At 67.0% G+C, this 19,854-nt stretch carries 1 protein-coding gene (cut by a window edge); it reads right to left on the bottom strand.

Going from position 1 to position 19,854, the window contains the following annotated elements; translation table 11 throughout:
- On the bottom strand, nucleotides 1-19,854 hold the beginning of the coding sequence (locus ON37_RS22515) for an MFS transporter (protein WP_083893209.1). The gene continues 41,547 nt to the left of window position 1, outside the view; 19,854 of the gene's 61,401 nt are visible here — the first part of the coding sequence; the start codon lies at nucleotides 19,852-19,854; its stop codon lies off the left edge, out of view.

Genomic DNA, 19,854 nt, shown 5'->3' with positions numbered 1-19,854 from the left:
GTGGCCCCTGTCTCGTACTCCGGGCTCCGGCGCGGTCGGCCGGTCGGTGCGGGAGGTGGACCGCTCGCCCGGTCCGGGTTCGTCGGTGGCCGGCCGTTCCATCTTCGGCTTGCCATCGAGGCCGAACCATTGGAATGTGGCCGTCGAGTCGGTCACCTGCGCCGGCGCCGATGCGGCGGGCCGGGTTGTTGTCTCCGGCAGCTCTTCGACCAGAATTCGGCCGGACAGATCTACCTGCACCCGGCGCACGACCGCCCGCGCCCCATTACGTTCGAGTTCTCCGACGGCAGCGGCAAATCGGTCGTACTCCTGCGCGCGGGTGAAGAATTCGACCCTTCCGTCGACGAAACGTGTGCGGCCGGAGCTGGCTGTGATCACATGGATCGCCAGCTCTTCGGCGCGGGCCCGTGCCTGCTCCACCTGTGTCTCGATGTTCGCGAGCGAACTCAGGGCTCGGCTCATGACCGCGAGTTTCATCAGCGCGGCGTAGGAGACGTCGCTGTGCTCCAACGCATCCGCGACTCGCTGCCGCAGTAGCGGTACGTCCAAGTCGTTGACCGCGGCTCCGGACCGGGCCCATTCGGTGAGGCCCAGCACGTCGATGTTGCCGCCGGCGAGTAACCTGTCGCGGATTTTCTCGAGATAGTGATGTCGGTCGCGCGCCAGATCGCCGAGACGTTGAATCTGTTGCGCCAGTTCGCCTGTCGGCACCTGGTGGTACTCGGTGAACCGAGTGGTGGACCGCGCGTCCACGGCGGGGACAGCCTCGGGATCGACCCCGAACAGCATGCCGCGCTGGCGATCGACCATGCGCGCGAACTCGTCGAACGTAAAGGGCGATCCGGCGGGGACCGTCCATGCCGGCTTCTGTTGCAGGGCCGCCTTCGTAGTCGGCGAGAGGGTGCGCCACGCGCGGGCAACTGTCGCGGTGGGACCGTTGAGGTCGATGCTCACCTGTGGGGACGCCGGATCCGGGATCGGCCCGCGGTCGGCAGCCCTGCGCCGGGCTACCTCGTTGCGCCGGGCTGTGTCGCGCCACACTTCCACCGGAGTAAGCCCGCGAAGCACCGCCTGTAGCGCGTATGCGGGGTGGGAGAAATCGGCGGGGGCGCTTCGTCCGAATGCGAGGTTGGCTTCCGCGAGCGCCTCGGCCGGATAGAGCACCTCTTGGGCGCCGAGACTCGGCATCGGCAAGCCGTCCGGGCCGAGATCATTCTCCTTATGCTTCTCCAAATCCCGAAGAATTGCGGTCAGTTGGGCCTTGTCGGCGGCTTTAAGCCATTTTTTGTACAACTCTTCGAGAGTGTATTTTCCATTTCCGTCCGCGTCGTCGGGAGGCGGTAGTTCGATATCGAATCCAGGTTTGTCCTTTGGTTGCCCGAGCCAATGGACGAATACGGTGAAGAACGCGTCCTCCGACGTGCCGTCCTTCTTTGCGAAACTATATCCGGGGAGTTGTGCGAGCCAATCTTCGAATTCCGTGTCCGGAGGCAACCAGGGGAATTTTCCGAGCTTCTCGGCATCTTCCGCGGTCCAGTCGTCGAAGCCCTTGTCCCGCTGCGCCACAGCCGGATTCTTCAACTGCTGGAAGTAGGTCAGCAGGAAGCCGAAGGCTTTTGCTTCGAGCGACCGTAGTTGGTCCTCGCGGGTGTCCCAGTTTGCTGAAGCGTCCCGCCAGTGGGCGATCTCGTGCCGTACTACCTCGTACGCCACATTGCCGGTGGGGCGCAGCAGTGTGTGATTCGTGGGCGGCTCCGCGTTCGCCGGGCCGTGGCGATGCACGAAATTGTTTTGGTTGATGAATATCGCGCGAACGTTGCGGGCGAAAGGTGGACGCAGCGCGCGTCCGTCGGCCTTGTTGTCCATCGGCACGACTGCGACCACATCGAACATTCGATCCCATCCCTCGGGAAGGGATTCGAGGGCAGCCTTACGGTCCGCGAGTGAGGAATCCACGGTGATTCCGTACCGGTACAGTTCGAATATTTCGTCGTATTCGTCCACGATCGCATTGCGAATCCACAGTGCGTTCTCGGTGGAGAGCTTTTCCAGTCCGAGCACCTCGACTCCGAAGGTGTCGAATATCTCCGCGGCAATTGCTCGGTTGACCGCACGGGCGACCCCATCGGATCGATCGGCGGCCGACCGGTTGTCGCCCGGGTCGGTTCGCTCGGCCGGCCCCAGGTCGGGATTCTCCGGTCCGGGCGTACGGGAAGGACCCGCGGTCACATCCGGTTCCTCGTCGCCGAACACGACGGCGACCGGGTCGATACGGCCGGACGTCACCTCGCGGCGCTCGTCTCCCGGCCCCGGGGTAGCCGGCGCGGTCGGCTCGCCGGCTCGGTAGGCGGACCGTTCGCCGGATCCCGGTCGGTTGGTGTCGGTCGTTTCGGCCTTCGGCCTGCCGTCGAGACCGAACCACTGGAACGTGGCAGGTTGTGCCGGGGACGGCGCCGGAGCTGCAGGCTGGGCTTCGGTGTCCGGGAGTTCTTCGACCAGGATTCGGCCGGCCAGGTCGACGCGTACGCGTCGCACTACCGCTGTGGCGTCCTGGCTTTCGAGGGCACGGACGTCGGCGGCAATGCTGTCGTATTCCTCTGCGCGGACGAAGAATTCGACTCGGCCGTCGACGAAACGTGTGCGCCCGGAGCCCTGAGTGATCGCTTGGATCGCCAGCTCTTCCGCTCGCGCCCGTGCCTGGTCCAGATGAGCGTCGATCGCCGTCGTCGACCTCAAGACCTGGTCCGTGGTCATGAATTTTCTGACCGAGGCAGAGGGGACCTCGTCGTGTGCGAGCGCATCGCTGGCGCGCCGTCGCAACAGAGGTAGGTCCAATTCGGTTGCGGCGGCTCCGGACTGCGCCCACTCGGTCAGGCCCAGCAGGTCGATGAAATCTCCGGCCAGCAGTTTGTCGCGGATCCTTTGTAAAGAGGCCAGCCTCCGCTGCGCCGTGTCCGCGAGCAGTTGAATCTGTTGCGCCAGTTCCCCCGTGGGCACATGAGGGAACTCGACGAATCGCGTGGACTGCTCGCCGGCGGCCGGAACGAATTCCAGGTCGGCACCGAGCAACAATCCCCGCTGGCGGTCGACCATACGTGCGAAATCGTCGTACGGGAAAGGTACTCCGTCCGGAACAGCGAATGTTCCTGGCCGGCTTCGCTCATCGTCCTGCTCGGTCGAGGGAAGCTCGCGCCATGACCGCGCCAGTGTCGTAGCGTAGCCTTCGAGCCAGATGCTCGGGCGGGCGGCTAGCGAGGCGGGCGCCGGTCCGTGGTCGGCGGCTCGCCGCCGGGCCACCTCGTTGCGCCGGGCTGCGTCGCGCCACACTTCCACCGGAGTAAGGCCGCGGAGCAGAGCCTGTAGCGCGTATGCGGGGTGGGAGAAATCGGCGGGGGCGCTTCGTCCGAACGCGAGATTGGCTTCCGCCAGTGCCTCGACCGGATAGAACACCTCTCGGGCCCCGAGACCTGGCATCGGCCAGCCGTCCGGGCCGAGATTATTCTCCTCGTATCTCTGCAAATCCCGACGAATTGCGGCCAGCTGGGTCTTGTCGACGGAATTCAGCCATTTATTGTAATACTCTTCGAGAGTGTACTTTCCGCCGTCTGCGTCGTCGGGAGGCGGTAGTTCGATATCGAAGCCAGGTTTGTCCTCGAGCTGTCCGAGCCAGTGGGCGAATAGTGCGAAGTAGGGGTCCTCCTCCGACGTGTTCGCCTTCGTGGCGAAACTATATCCGGGGAGTTGCGCCAGCCAATCGTCGAATTTGGTATCCGGATGCAGCCACGGAAATTCACCGAGCGTCTTCGCATCTTCCGCAGTCCAGTCGTCGAAGGCCTTTTCTCGCTGCGCAACAGCCGGATTCTTCAACATATCGAAGTGCTTCAGTAGGTAGCCGAAAGCCTGTGCCGCGAGCGACTGGAGCTCGTTTTCGTGCGTGGGCGCATAGCTCAGGGCGTCGCGCCAATGGGCGATCTCGTGTCGCACCGTCTCGTAGATTCGATTTCCGGTGGGCTGCAGAAGATAACTCTGTGTGCCGTGCTTCGTGGCCGGCGATCCGTTCGAAGCGAGAGGTTCGCCGATGAAAACTGCTCGCATACCGGGGGCGAAATTGGTAGGGTCGGCAGCTCCGTGGAACCCGGTGCCCATCGGCGTGACTGCAATCACGTCGATGACGCCGTTCCATGCCTCGGGCATATCGTCCAATATCGCTTTTCGCTCGGCGAGCGAGGAATCCACAGTGATGCCGAATCGATGGAGCTGGAACATGTCGTCGTATTCATCGACGATTGCGTTCCGGAGCCCGTATGCGTCGGCCGTGGAGAGCTTTTCGAGGCCGAGCACCTCGATGCGGAACGTTTCGAAAATCTCCGCGGCAATCGCCTGGTTCACCGCCTTCGAGTCAGGGGGCAGGTCGGTGCCGTCTTCTCGGGTGGAGTTGCCGTCCGGCGCGACAGCGGCCTGACCTGGGTCGACGTGCGGATGAACCGGGCTGGTCGGCGCCGGCTCATCCGGCTCCTCGTCGAAGGAGGGAGAGGCCGGGTCGACGCGACCTCGCGACTGCCGGCGGTCCGCCGGGGCGTTGGTCGATTGCTCGCTATCGGAGACGTGCTCGGCGACAACGACATTCGAATCCGCGAGCCATGGTTCGACCAATTCTGTCCGGATCTGCCTCCAGGCTGCGACGGCGGTGGCGTCGTGAGTCGCGGGGTCGGGCTCGGAGAAGGAGGCCGTGATGGTGTCGCCGTGGCGGATAAGGGTCATCGTTGGTTCGGCGCGGTTGCCGTTCATCAACGTGACCGGCAAGGAGATCGACACCCTTTCCGGCGTCGACTCGATCACGGTGGGGTGTACCCAGAATTCCGGTGTGGCGCAGGCGAGGGTCGCTTGCGCATGCATGTCGGGCCGGGTCATCAGCTCGGTAGCCGAGCCCATCCTCGCGGGCAAACGGAAGATGCTCCCGTGGAATGTGCCCTCGAGACCGATTGCGGCGAGGTCGATTCCGCGCCGAGTGAGCCAGTGCAGTGCCTGCATGACGAACTTCATGCGTTCTTCGAGCGTGTTCGGGAACGACCCGCTGGTGAGAATGGTGCCCTGGGGGACGCCGTTCTCCATCCGCCGCCACAGCCCGGCCCCGATCGGCCCGTGCGTGGGGTCGGCGTAGCTGCTGTGCAGAACCTCGTGTACCCGGACGAGATCATCGGACTCGTCGTCTTCATCCGCTTCCGGGAAGTCCTCTGTGCCCACAACTCGGAAGTCGTCCGCCTGGACGCCGATCAGGAACCACTCGTAACCGGTGCTGTTGTGCGGTGTTCCGTCGGGATCGCAGAAGAGGCCGTCACGGACCGTGAGCTTGTGAATTCGGACTCCGTCATCCAAGCCCGGCTGGTACGGCGAAACCGGTGCTGCCACAGCATATTCCGGTGCCACTTCGTCGGCGCGCCCTGCTGCGTCGTCGGCGCGTGATTCTGTTACGTCACTCGTTTCGACCGGGAATCGCTGAGCTAGTTCATATTTCAGTGCGTGAAGCTCTTCGGACCAGAGCTCCTTCGCCAACGGGTCGTCGAGTCCCTCGATGTGCTGCGCGAGCTCGGCGATCCGGTCCTCGATCCGCTGCCGGCTGATGTTCGCGTTGCCGACGAGCAACTCCCCGCTCAGCTGGCCGTGCCGATAGATGACCGGCTCGCCATACTTCTGATCCAGGAAGTTCCGCTGGAGGATGTAGTGGCTGGAGCCGTATCCGATGAACACGTCGGCACCGCGTTCCAGCCCCCGATCGATCGCGTCCATGATGACCGTTTCACGGTGGTTCACCTCGAAACGGGTGACCGCCCGCACCGGATTCTCGTTGTCCGGGCGATCCGGGTCGAAGATGTCCACAGCTTCGATGGTGGGGTCGAAGGGTTCGCCGAGAGCCTCGCGGTACCAGGCGAGGAGATGGTGGAGGGTATGGGTTTGCGGCCCGTCCGTGCGCGGCCACCGGTTCGTCGCGCGCAGCCGGCGCTCCCGTGCCGCCGCCCAGGTCCGCAACTCGGAGTAGAACTCCTCGTCGTCACGCAACCGCTCCAGCACTTCTACCGGGGGCGTGTCCTTCGCGGCCGCCAGCCGTTCGTTCTGCACATGTCGCACATGGCTCAGGAAGGCTCGCAGGTGATGGAGGACCTCCAGTTCCGGGTTCAGAGCAGTCGGGAACTCCTCCGATTCGACGTCGGCCTGCTCGTTCGGGATGCCGTTGTGAACGGCGAGCCATTTGGTGTGCCACTGGTCTCCCGTTGCGATGGCTTGGTCGGAGCTGAGACCACGGACCTTGTCGTCGTCGATGGCGTTGCCCTCGTGCAGGACGATTCCGCCGCGCTCCGCGGCGCCGTCCCGGAACGCTGTGAAGGCGCTGCGGATCAGCGGGTACTGCGCGTCCTTCGGATCCTTGCTGTGGGCTCGAGCGCTGTACCAGAGCCGGCCGCCGTCCGGGGTCTCGTAGCGCGCGATTCGCGTTGCGTGGCCGAAGATCTCGATCATCTTCTTCTCTTCGGCGAAGCACGCGGGCCGGAGTGCGTTGAACACCCGGTGTTCGGCCGGAACCGGCACCGATTGCGCGCGCAGCGGCACTGCCGGGCTCGTGGCCGGTGGATCGAATTCTGCTGCGTACCGTTCGGCGGCGCGTAGCAGATCCTCGTTCATCGGATAGCCGAGCCAGCGTGCGGCGACGAGGATGATCTGTTCCTTCAGCGTGTGTGTGGGGGCCGGGTGCCGAAGCACCTGGCTGACCATCGATCGCGCTGCGCCCGCAACGTCAGCGATATGTTTCTGCGTCGGCTTTCCGGTGAACCCGCTCTCCAGCAAAGCGCCGTATCGCTCAGTGGCGGCGATGTATTCCGGATTCGGCACGCTACTCGCTGCTCGGATCTCGACCGGATTGTCGGCGAAGTAGTTTGCCAGTACATCGACGAATGTCGCCGCTGGCGCGGACTTCGTCACGAGTGGATCGTCGGTAACCGGCGACTCTCCGGATTCGGGGCGTACCGTCACCGCACCGCTGTTCCGCTGGGGCGCAGCGGGTTCCGTTTCGCCTGTCGACGACAGGTGCCCCAGGGTGTGCAGGTACGACACGGCCCTGTCGATGGCCCGGCGGGTGGCGGTGGTGTCCGTGAGCTCCTCGGCGAGCGTCGCCGCCGAGCCCGGGTCGTCGATGAGGGCACGCCGAAGTCGATGCAGCGGCCCGAGGATGTTCTTGATCTCGGTGACCGCGGGGAACCGGTTGAGCAGCGTGATACTCGCGTCGAACGCCTCGGACAGATGTGTGCGTGCGGTCGCGTGCTGCCCGAGCGAGAGCTCGTACGCCGCGACCGTGACCACGGTGCGCAGGTAATCGGCTCCGGCGGCGGCGAATTCGCCGAGGGAGTCGCCCAGCGCCGCACGTCTGAACCCACGTTCGAGGCCGGGCAGCAGACGAAGCGCGTTCGCGATATGCGGCGGATTGACGATATATACCGGGTCCGCTTCGGCCGCTGCCGCGGTTGCCGAGGTCGGGATACGGTCGAGCGCGCTCAGAGTCATGGCGACGGCTTCGGCATCGCTGCCCGCGCCGAGTTTGCGCACCAACCGCTGCACCGCGCTGTTGACGAAACTCCTTGATACACCGAGTAGTTCGGCTATCTCCTGGCGCGACAGCCGCTCGGTGAGAAGTTGGAGAATCTGTTGCTCACGCGCCGAGAGCGCCGAGAGGTCCGGTACCGCGTTCGGGTGCGGCGGCACCTCGCCGTTGCGGATCGCTTCGATGAGCGCGTAAATGGCCTCGTGGCGCGGTCCGCCCGCGGTGCGGATGTACGCGCGGTAGATGTCGACGCTGTCCTCACGATCGACAGTCTGTGGTGCCTCGGCCGCTGGGGGCGCGCTGGTGGCCGGTCGCGAGGAGTCGTCGGCGTGGCGCACCGCAGTACGGGATCTCGGGCCGGCGCCCGGTTGTTCGGCGTTGAACCGCGCGACAGTCCATGGATTCGCGCCGCCGGGAGGCTGGGCGATGTTCGAATCGCGGGGAGCCTTGTGCCCGGGCGTATCGAGGGCGTCGGCGATCTCGGTGTCGCTGGGCGGCATCGCGCCGCGCGCTTCGCGCTGCGTTCCGCCTGATGTCGCGTCGATACCGCTGGGGTGCTTGCCCTGGGCCTCCAAATCGTACTGACCAGCCTGAACCAGTCGGTCGAGCGCGCCGCGCTGCACGACGGTGACATTGTCGCCGCGCTGCAGCGCGGCCAGTCCATCGGCGACGTGGCGGCGCTGAGTGGCGTTCATCTCCCGCCATCCGGTCACCAAGTTGCTCGCGATGCCACGCAACCATTCGAGCGGTTCGGCCTCCTCGACGCGCCAGCGGTGCTGCTCCGCGATCTCGAATGCCATGCGGTTGAGTCCCTGCGCCACGTGTACCAGTGGCCGCTGCTCGGGTCGCACCGCGGTAGCCGGAATTCCCAGATCGGCGAACAGCGTGGCCAACACGGCACGTCCGTACTGCTCGCGCAGCTCCGCGAAGGCGGCCTCGTCGTTGCGCTGGGCTCGCAGCAGCACATCCTGCGAGTTGGCTTTCGAGCGCCGCCATGGAGATTCACCCGGCGACGAACTCTTTCCGCGTGCGCCGCCGAAATCGATGGCGACCGGGTCGATGCGCGGGCTCGACGCGCCTACTCGGCCCCACGGCGAGGAACGCCCGTCGTTCGAATCGGATTGCCGGGCGGTACTTTCCGGGGCGTCCGTGTCGACGCCGGTGCGCGCCGGGCCGGTGACCGGGCTGCCGGATACCGGCACCAGCGCGGTGATCACGGTGATGTCGTCGTCGCTGCCCTGTTCGATCGCGGTGCGGATCAGCGCGCGGGATCCCGCGCTGGGATCGCCGCCGGATCGCACCAGGGCGTCGCGTACGACGGCGCCGATGGGTTCCGGATCGTCCGGGCCGACCGGGTCCCACATGCCGTCGGTTGCCAGCACGAGCACGCCGCGCCCGGTCGCCTGCTCGGCGGTTCTCGCGTGTGGTTCGATGCCGTCCAGGGGGCGGCCGAGACTGTAGGTGAGACCCTTGCCGACGGAGGAATGCCGCGCCTCCTCGCGGCTCCACCCGAAGGTGTCCATGGCTCGCTGCGTGTTCGAATCGTCGTGGGTGAGCTGGACCGGTGCACCACCGTCCAGCGGCACCCAGTAGGCGCGGCTGTCGCCGACCCAGTCGATGGTGACCTGGCCCGCTCCCATCAGCGCGACCACGATCGTGCAGGCCGGTCCGGATCGGCCAGGGTATTCGGAAGCCAGATCGAGTACCGCGTTCTGGGCTGCCGCGACCGCGCCCCGCACCACCTCCAAGGGTGCGAGGGCACCGTTGCGGTCGGCCTGTCGCAGGGCTTCGGCGATGTATTCGTTCGCGGCGCGGGTGGCGGCGGCCGAGGCGCGGTCGCCACCACTCGGCTTGGAAGTGCCGTCGCTGAGGATCGCCGCGGTGTATTGCTCACCGCCGACGGTCATGGTGAGCAGCGCGAAATCGTCCTCGTTCCGCTCGTGTTCGGGGCCCCGATCACTCGCTGCCGCAACCGGTCCCAGGCTCTCCAGGCGCAGGTTCGTTTCCACATACCGGCGGCCGATCGTCTCGGCCCTGTCCGGTCGGGAATCGTCGGGCGTCGGAGTGGAGTCCTGATCGACGTTGCGTCCGGTGAGCTCGACGCCGGTGTCCTCGCCTGCATTCTGTTCGGCTCGAGGTGTTTCGGCCGGAGTGGTCGCGACGTAGGCGGGTTGGCCGTCGGCACCCGGCCACACGACCGGTGCGGCGGGCTGGGCCGGAGCGATCCGGTCCTCATGGTGCGGTGGCTCGCCCAGTACCCGGGTGAGGTAGCGAACCGCGTTGTCGGCGATACGGTAGTTCTCGCGGGTTTGTTCGGCACGCTGTCGCCGCTGGTCCGCAGCGGTGACCGCCGCCACGGCCTGGCGATGAATTTCGTTGGCCGCCAACAGATCCGATACCGCGCGGAAGTGATCGATCAGCAGGATTCGGCGGGCTCGGCTCATCCTGGTCGAACCGGGGCGCTCGGCGAAGGTCAGCAGTTGTTCCAGCAACTCCGACATCTCGCGCAACGTTTGGTAGCGCCGCATGTCTTCGTCGAGCTGCTCCTGGGGGACCGGGCCGATGCGGTCGGCCGCAATGCCCGCGCGAGTCATTTCGGCGAAGATCACCGCACTCACGTCGCGCAGCCGGTCGAGTTCACCCGGTAGCAAGTGCTCCGCCGGTCGTGGCGGAATGTCCGCCGGTGGTTGACCGAGTCGTTCCCACGCCGCGGAGACGGCGGCCAGTGCCGCGTTCAGCAGCGTCTGTGCGTCGGCCAGCCGGGCATCCAGGGTGGCTCGCGACGCCTCTCCGATTTCCTCGTATTGCCTTGCTGCCTCCGCCATTTCGTCTCGGCGGGCCAGCCATTCCGGTACCTGCTGCGCGAGGCGTTCCAGCCATTGCCGCCGTTCCGCCGCCACCGGCGCTCCGCGCCGGACCGCCACCAACTCGTCGAGCAGTTCGGCGAGCCGGCCAAGTATCGGATCCGGGTTCTCGCCGAACCGTAGGGCGATGACCGCGTCGCGCAGGGTCTGCACGTGTTCGATCTCGGCATCGGTTGTGTCCCTGCCGAAATGGATGGCAACCGGGTCGATGCGCGGGCCCGGTGAGCTGTCCGGCCACTGCCCGGGTGTTGGGCCCGGAGCGTCCCATTCGCCGGGCAGTACGTACCCGTAGACATGGGCGAGACCCTCGTCGTCGACGAACTCCCGGGTCACGAGATAGCGGATCCCGCGCATGAGCAGGACTTCCGGTACGCCGGTGATGGCTTCGGTGGCAAGCATCGGCGTGCCGGCGGGGACGCGGAGATGTTTGACGTCGGAATCGCCCAAGCGCGCCGACGGTGTGCTGCCCACTTCGCCGTGCAGGTATCCCGGCTCGGTGCGGAGTCGGCCGCGCATAGCTGCCGGGTTCCGATTATCGGCCTCGTCCATGATGTTCTCGGCGACGATCCAGATATCGTCGGGCGAACTGGTGCCGAGGATCGCGCCGTCCAGGTTCGGTATGTGGGGCCGGGCGGGATCATCTGCCGCTCTGTCTTGGTGGGGCGTCGCCAGGTAGCGGTTGACCGCCGAATAGCCGAACAGGGTGGTGCCGTTGGGATCCTGCTTCGCCCAGCGGATCGACTCGGCCTGTTCCGGTGCGAGGTTCGCACCGCCGAGAGTCGTTCGGGCGTACGCCGCTCCGTCTGCGGGGTTGTCGAAATCCAGAGTGCCCTCGGCCAATTCGGCCTTCGCGATGGCGTGTTTCTCCGCGACGGGGAGCGCATCGAATTGTGCCTCGGACATCAATGAGCGGTAACCGTACGGGTCCGCATCGCCCGGGTGGTCTTCACTTGCCGTGGGTCGTACGCCGAGACTCTCTTCGGCCGAGGCAACCAGGTCCTCGAAGGCAAGATATCTATCGATCTGCTCGACGACCCGTTGCTTGTCCGCCGACGGCTCCGGTTCGGTGCGCAACTCGTCCTGCAGTCTCAGATACAGCCGTTCGATCTGCCGCCTGCCGAACGCCAGCGGGTGCGCGCCGGCGAACTGTCGGATCTGCGTTCGCAAGTCGTCGCGGATCTCGCGCAGCCGCTCCAGTTGCCGGAGGTTCTGCACCAGCTCGCGGACCGAGGGCAGCGCGCTGTCGTCCGGATCTGCCACGCTGTGAGCGGCGACGGTGCCGTCCATTTCTGCCCGGCTGTAGGTGACGGCGATGTCATCGTCCGGCTCTGTCAGGTGGTATTCGATCGAATGCTCGATGGTGTTCTTGTCGCCGGTGAAAGTGATGCGGCGGACCGCGACGGTGCTCTCGGCGATCATGAGTTGGGTGCCGCGCCCGCCTTCGCGGTCCCAAACCTGTTCGTCGTCGGTCCATTTCGGCAATTTTGCCGCCGTGCCGGGGGCTATGTCGTTGGTGACGGTCAGGTGGATCCGGCGTTCGTTACCCGCCCCGTGCACCGTGAGGTCGATGACTTCCTCCGGGTCGAGTCCGAACATCTCCGCATTGCTGTGCAGATGTTTCTTGGCGTTGGTGACGAGTTCGCTGACCGCCAGGACGACAGTGTCGATGAGGTCGCCGTACACCCCGGGCCGCTCTTGCCGCAGCCGTCTTTTGACGATGTCCCGGATCCCGTGCACCTGGCGTTGATACGGCGGTGTTCCCCCGGCCTCCGTATCGCCGAACATCTCCATGAGGCGGTCGAGGTCGAGCTCCTCGGACGAGACGTCGACCGGCGGTACCGCGGCCCGTTCGACCGGCCCGGGGGTCGGGCCCAGATGCCAGTCGACCCGGACATAGCTGTGGTCACCGGTGATATCGATGAGCCGGATGCGCGCCTCGTCGCCGTCGAGTTCGGCGGTGAGGGAAATGGTTCCGTCGCCCCACCGTACCGAGGCGCCGACGGCTGCCGCGATGTCCCGGACGTACTCCGGATCCGACCAGCCGGTCAGCAACTCGATGATTCGCTGTTCCACCAGGTCGGCCTGCGCTTCGTCACCGTGGGTGAGGTCGTCGAAGCGGACGCGTGGCGGACCTTCCGGGCTGCCGAGGACGATGGCAGCGGGGTCGATTCTCCGGGTGCCGGATGTGCCCAGCCGCGTCCACAGCTCGTCCGGGAGGACGGACGAGTGCCAACGATCGCGGGCCTTCGCCGCAGCCGAATTACCCTGTTCTGCGGACGGTTCGACGATGGCAGCGTCCGGGTCGGGGCTCCCCGGTCGATGGGCTTGCGCGGTGCGGCGATGCTCGGTCTCGAGTCGGGCCAGTTCGTCCAGTACGAAAGCCTGTGAGCCGGCGGCGCGCAGAATGGTGGGCGCCTGATCCGCCTGGGCGGTGCGGTCGGCCGGCGACAGAGCGCGCCACCTCTGCGCGAGCTGTGCCACCCGACCTCCGGGCGCGACGCTGGGGCGGAATTCGGACACGACCGGAGCCAGGCCCGGGTTCTGCGCGCGGGCGGCGGCCAATGCGTTGCGGCGCTCGGCGTTTCGCCAGACCTCCGCGACGGGTACTCGGCGCAACAGGGCTTGGAGGGCGTAGGCGGGATGGGTGAAGTCCTTCGGCGCGCTTCGCCCGAATGCGTTGTTCGCCTCGGCCAGCGCCTCTGCCGGGTTGAAGACGGGGAGATCGCCCAGAGTCGGGGTTCGGGCCGGCTCACTCGCCAGGATCCGGTCACGCGTGCCGGTATCCAGCCGTTGCAGCCACGCTCGATACAGCTCCTGAACGTCGACCTTTCCTTCCGAGAGGGTCAGGCCCGCCTCCCGCGCCCACAGCTCGATCGCCTCCGGGCTGTCGAAACCGCTCGTCCACTCGTCGAAGGCTGCGAACAGCCGGTCCTCCGGCAGCAGTGACTTTCTATCGCGGCTGTAGGCGTCGAGCTTGTTCAGCCACTTGTCGAATCTGGCCTCCCGGGGAAGCACCCCGGCCGCGCGCAGGCCCATGAAGTGGGAATACAGGAAGCCGAAGGCCCGCGCCTCCAACGACTCGTCGTACCAGCCGAGGCGGGCAGCCGGGTCTCGCAGGTGCGACATCTCGTGGCTGATGGCGTCGTACGCCGGATCGCCGGTCGGCGCCATCAATTGGCGCTTCTCATTGGTTCCCCGCCGGCGCCGGGTACGGCGGGTCGCATCGGCGGCGAGGGTGCGGAACTTTTCCGGATCTCCGAAGAGGTTCTCGTTGAGCACCATGACGACGGGCGGGTTGCTCCCGCTGACACCCGCGTCCCAGATGACAGCGCCGGTATTACCGGTCATCGGCGCCACCACAACGGCATCGAGGCGGATGAAGGAGGTCTCCTCGAACGCGTCCGCGATCGCGTTCCGGATCGACAGCGCGGTGGCGACCGAGATGCTGTCCTTGTCCAGCCCGAGCACCTCGACGCCGTAGGTCTCGAACAGCTCTGCGGCCAAGGCTTGTTTGGTGAAACGCTCGGCGTTCGCCTCGGGAACCGGTTCGGCGACATCGACAGTACGACCGGAAACCGGTTCGGGCGTGGTGCGCGGCGCGAAGACCTGCGGTGCCGCACCCGCGACCGCGCGCTGCAGGACTGCCTGCACCACCGTCGGAATCAGTCCGTCGGCGCCGAGTTTGCGGCCGGCGTGGGCGAGGTGGGTGGTGGCGTCGGCCTTGCTGATCGCGAGTTGTTCGGCGATCACGGCGGGCGACAGACCCACCGTCGCCAGTTCGAGCACCTCGACCTCGCGCGTCGTGAGCGTGCCGTGGGCAACGGCTTTCGTCAGCGGGCGGCTGTGGTCGGGGGCGCCGATCGCGAGCTGTCCGCGACTGAGCGCCGCCGCCATCGTCGCGATATCGCCGCGGGTGCCGAGCTTCATGCCGGCGCGGGCGATATGCCCGCGCACTTCTTTCGGCGGCATCCCCAACGTGATGCAGATATCCCCGAGCACCATGTCTTCCGCGACGAGAGCCAGAATCTCCGCCTCGACAGCGGATAGGTCCGGCACCGGCTGCGCGGCGTTGCCCGCCAGCGTGCGCACGTGTTCGGCGAGGTGGGCGACGGCCTCGGTCTGCGCCGGGGTGAGGTCGACGCTGCGAGACACGGCCTCGGCGGCGTCGGCGACGAGTTGCCGCTGTTCTGCCGTGAGGCGATCCAGACCGGCGTGCAGCACATTCCGGGCCGGATCGGATAGTTCCCCGTTGTCCGGGTGGAGTCCGGATTGTGCGGGCGTGGCCCCGTCGACGGCATGCGCCAGCGGCGCGAAGGGTGCGGCCTCGGTGCCGCCGGCACGCAGTGAATCGGTGATGGCCCGAATGACGTTGTCGGCGTCGGTATTACGTCCGGGGTTGGTGGCGGGCGCGCCCAGTGTGCCGACGGGGGACGCGGGTTGTGGGTGCGCCGCGGTCCCGGAATCGAGCTGCGGGGAAACGGTTTCCGGGGCGCCGGCCGGGCGCGGCGCGGCCGCCGTTTGCGCCACACCGTTCGTGGACGGCGTCGAATCAGGTTGCCGGTGAGGACTATTCGCCGAGTGGTCGGTGGGCGTCGAGGAATCCGAGCCGAAGTGCGGTTCGGAATTCCGCTGAGTGCCCGCCAGACTCGAGTTCTCGTCGACCGGAGCATGGTCGGGTGCCGGCTGCGCGGAACTCGCACCGTTCGGCGCGACGGCCGACGACGCGGGCGTACGACCGACCGGAGCATCCGGAATCCCCGTGGCAGTGGCCGCATCCGCACTACCGGCCGCCGGCGCGACGCCCGCTGTCCCGGCGGCGGCCGGAATTCCGGCGGCAACGGGAGCGGGCGTTGCGGCAGCCGCTCTGCCGGCATGATCCGCGGCGTCCGCGGTCGGTGGTGGTTGTTCGGCCGGCTCCTGGCGCGGCCGGGTGGGAGTGGCGGCGGGTTCGCGCGCTGGCGGGGCGTTGGCCAGGTGCGCCGACGCGGGATCGGCACTGGGGTGGCCGATACCCGACGGCTGCAGTTTCGACACCAGCCCCTTGGCATCGGCGGTGGCCGCTTCGAGGAGCTGACGGCTGTGGTCGAGGCTGTTCTCGGCGGCGGCGAGTTTGGCCGCCGTCCGCGCATTCGGCGCGGCGTTGTGTTCGGCGACGGCCGCCTCGTGTTCGGCGACCGCGGACTTGTGCTGTGCTTCGGCCGCCATGTATTTGATTACCGTGATCTGCGCCTCGGCGGTCCTGGTGTATTGGGGAGCACTCAGATCGATGTAGTACTGGACGCTGCCCTCGCAGCCACTGCGCGCGGTCCGGTTCTCACCCTGGACGTCGATATCGTGGTGGATCGCCGACCGGCTGGACTGGATGACGTGCAGCCCGCCACGATCATTGATCGTCAGACCTTGCTCGTTCGGCACGGTGCTGATCGGAATATCGACGCCGCGGGCGCCCTGCCGGTTGATGACGAGGACCGAGCCTTCCTCACCGGCCTTCTTGAAGATCGCCAGCAGATTCGCCTCGGCATCGGTGCCCTGCTCGAGGAACCATTTCGCATCGATGGCGACGTGGTCGATCCCGCGCTCGGTCAGTTTCTTCGACATCGCGGCGACTTCGCTGTTGCGATCGCAGATCACTTCGATCGGGCGGCCGGTGGCATGCACCTCGGCGACGCCGTCGGCCATCGCCTCGTGCTTTTCCTCCAGGCTGCTCACGATGATGTCGTTCTCGGGGTCGGCACCCTTGAGCAGCAACTCCTTGAAGCGCGGGACTTCGATGATCTGGTCGACCCCGGCCTGCTTCAGTTCGGCGTAAGCGTTGTCGGTGGTGCCCGACAGCCCGGTGAACTCGTCGCATTTCTCCGAGGAGAACAACTCCTGCACGGTGACGGATTTGGAACTGGCCGGATCGTCGCGAATCTGAATGCCGTGCTTGGCTTCCACGGCCTGTGCCAGCCCGCCGTTCCAGCGGCTCTCGGTCGAGGTCTCGGGGTCGTACATCACCTTGTGCGTGGTCTGATCGATGATGAAGACCTTGTGCGACTTCGGGTTCAGCACCCGTTCGCCGTCGACGATCTTGGGATTGCCGCGCTCGTCCGTCAGGTATTTCGGACCCAGCTCGGGGTCGTACCACAGGATGTAGTCGTCGTTCTCGTGGTAACGCCATTCCGCCGTGGCGGCCATGGCGATCCGGTGTGCTTCGGACTCGCTCGGCGGACGGCCCAGAATTCCCTCGATCTTCTCGGTGAGGTCCTTGCCCAGAATGTGCTCGACCTTGCCGCGGTCGTTTCCGGTCAAGGTGGTGTGATCTTCCTGGGTTCCGCGAGCGCCCGCGAAATCGGCCTCGCTGAGCAGCCCTTCCTGTACGGCCTTGCGGAGGAAGCCGTGCGCGTCCCGGACCTGTGCGGCGACTTCCGGACTGGCCGAGTTGCCGGCGCCCTCGGAGAGGATGAACACCGAACCCTTGATCGCCGCGTCGACCTCGTCGACCAGCTTGATCCGGCCGGGTGCGATATTGCCGCGGAGTTCGCCGAAGCCGTCCGAATTCAGCGTGCCGAAACACATCGTGGCCTTGCCCTCGGCCACCGGTGCGTACGGGTCGTCGGGGTTCATGAGCCGGATGTCGAATCCGTACTTGCCGAACAGCTTCTGCCCCATGTTGTAGGCCTCGAGCGCCAGGGTGTCGAGCGTGGTGAGTACGCGCACCGGATTGCCCTGGGCGGCCCGCAACGCGGACGCGGCTTGGAAGACCAGCGTCTTTCCCTCACCCGCCTGCATCCGGCCGACATGACCATCGCGCAGGACCAGCATCCCCATCACCTGGGTCCAGCGCAGGACCTTGCCTTCACCCCGGTTGATGATCTCGATCACCGCGAGCGCGGCCTCGCGTTCGTCCGGCCCGAACAGCATCGTCTGCAGTTCGTTGTCCGAAACCTTGGTCCAGTCCCGCGATCCGTATTCGGTGAGGAGTTCCTCGGCCTCGGCCCGATACTGCTGCGCCACCGCCTTCGCCGAGTCGTCGCCGTCCTCGGGAAGATCGCGACCGGTTTCCTGCGTGCCGTCCTCGTCGGCGCGCGCGTGCTGGGGCTCGGGTTCGCCCTGGCTTTCGGTGGTTTCGGCATCGTCGGCCGGTTTCGAGGTGCCTTCCTCGTCCGAAGGGCGCTGCTGCGCTTGGCCTTCTTTGCCGGTGGATTCCGCATCGGATTCGACGCGAGTGCCGGCCGGTTCGGGCTGATCCTTGTTCTGCCGCGCGGGTTCGGCGTCTACGGTGCGCCCGGGTTCGGATTCCGCCGCGCCGCGATCGCTCTGTTTCGCGTTCGACTCGACCACCGGGGGACGTTCCGCCGCAGCCGATTTCGGTGCCGATACCCGGGGCGGGGCGGCTGCGGCCGGCGCCCCTTCGGGGGCGGCCGCCTCGGCGGGAACGGGGCCGCGAGCCGTGGCGGTCGCCGGTTTCCCAGCCGCCTGCGGGGCAGCGGCGGATCGCTCACCGCTGCTTCGTTCGGCCTCGACGGAGCGTGGCGGGGCGGCCTCGGCAACCGCCGTGACCGAGGCGCCCTCCTCGGAATGTGCGGTCGGACCCGCCTCGGGCTCGTCGGCGTCGGCCTGCTCGGCCCGGATCTGTTCGTCGTCGAACAGTTGTGGCTTCTCGGTCGTGGTGCGCGCGGCTTCCTCCACCGGAGCCGGTTGCTTCGATTCCGCCTTCGCCGCGGTCTGCTCGGCGCTCGAATCGCCCTCGGCGGGATCGCGCACCACGGTCCGGCCGGCCTCCACTTCGGCCGGACGGTCGGCACCGACGGCCGTACCCGCTTCGGCCTCGGGTGCCGCGACCGGGCCGTCGTGGGCGCCGTTCGACTCCCCGTGGCCGCGCGCCTGCCCTGCGCCTGCCGTGACATCGACGGGAGGCGTTGCCGCCGTGGTGTTTCCGGCACCCCCGAGTTCCTGCTCACCCGCTGCGGACGGGCGTGCGCCGCCCACCTCGCCATCGGCGGGGTGGGGGGACGCGGCGTCCGCGGCGCTCTCGGCGCTCGCCGGCTGCCGGCCGTGTTCGGCGAGGTGCGCGGCGAGGGCGTCACCGAGCGGACTGGGTGGCGGCTCCGATACTTTCGGTGCGACCGGTTTTGCCTCCGCCGGGGGTGAGGCGGGGAAATCGACGTTCTTGACCGGATTGACGTTGTCGGGCAACGTGATTCGCAAACCCGGATTCCAGTCCGGACTGTTGACGGTCACCTTCGGTGCGGTGGGCTTCGCCGGGCCGTCGTCGCCACCGGCCAGTGCCACGAAGTCCTCGAGTCGCATCCCACCGCGCTCGCCGGGCGATCGGCCCGCTTCGGCATCGGCGGTGCGCCGGTTGGATTCGGGCACCGCGTCGGTGAGAGGGCGTGCGGCAGCGGAATTTTCGGGTGCTGCGGCGACGGGCGGTGCCTCGGCCGCCGGAGGTGCGGTGGCGGACCGGATACCCGCGGCGCCGTGCGCCGCGGCGCCGACGAATCCGCCCGTGATCGCGGGCAGCAGGCCCTCGACCATTTTGTCGAAGGTGAGGGCCTCACCGGACATCTTCAGCGATACCGCGGCGCCCGCCAGACCACCGGCGACGCCACCGCCGGCGCCGATGACAGCCGTGCCGGCGATCTGCACCGCCACTCGGGTGCCGGTGCGGCCGGCTCGTTCGGCCAGCGCCGTCGTCATCGGTATGACCTTGCGGTTGCCGAACCAGCGGCCGAACCCCATTCCGACGGCGCCGCCGACACCTCCCGCCGCCGCGGCGATCTTCGCCGCATTCCAGTCCACTTCGTGACGGTGGTGGTCGGCGACCTGCTTCAGCTGAATCGCGGCGTTGATACCGCCGCCCTGGACGGCGCCGATGACCCCCATCTTGGTGGCCAGCCTGATGAGTCCGCGTTCGGCTGCCAGCTTGGCGCTCTGCCCGGAGATGTACTGCATCATTTTCGCCCAGGCGAACCGCAGCGCGGTGTCGGTGCGCATCTTGGCCACTGCGGCCTCGGCCGCGCCACCTGCGGGGAAGGCGGCGAACATGACCGCGGCATGGGCCAATGTCCAGGCCAGGATCACCGCGAACCCGATGACGGTCCACTTCTGGAGCTCGATGTTGTTGGCGCCTTGGAACAGTTCCTCGGCCAGGCTGTCGGAGTGCTTGGCTTGGCCCTCGTAGAGCTCCGCGAGGTTGCGGAATCCTTTTTCGACCTCGTCGCCCTGACGGCCTCGGATCATCCGGTGTCGCTCATCGGCCATCCGCCGGTAGTCGGCCGCCGCCTTCCGGCATTCCTCGGCCCGCTCCGAGTGGTAGTGGCCGTCCCGGCGCATGGCATCTTCGTCGCCGGTGGGGAAGTGCCCTGCCACGCACTCGATGACGGGTGGGGGTAGCGACTCGGGGAGACGAAGAACCAT

The organism is Nocardia veterana NBRC 100344, assembly GCF_000308855.1.
In the GTDB taxonomy this organism is placed as follows: domain Bacteria; phylum Actinomycetota; class Actinomycetes; order Mycobacteriales; family Mycobacteriaceae; genus Nocardia; species Nocardia veterana.
Note: the sequence above shows the minus strand (reverse complement) of the source record. Positions and strands in the feature narration are given on the sequence as shown.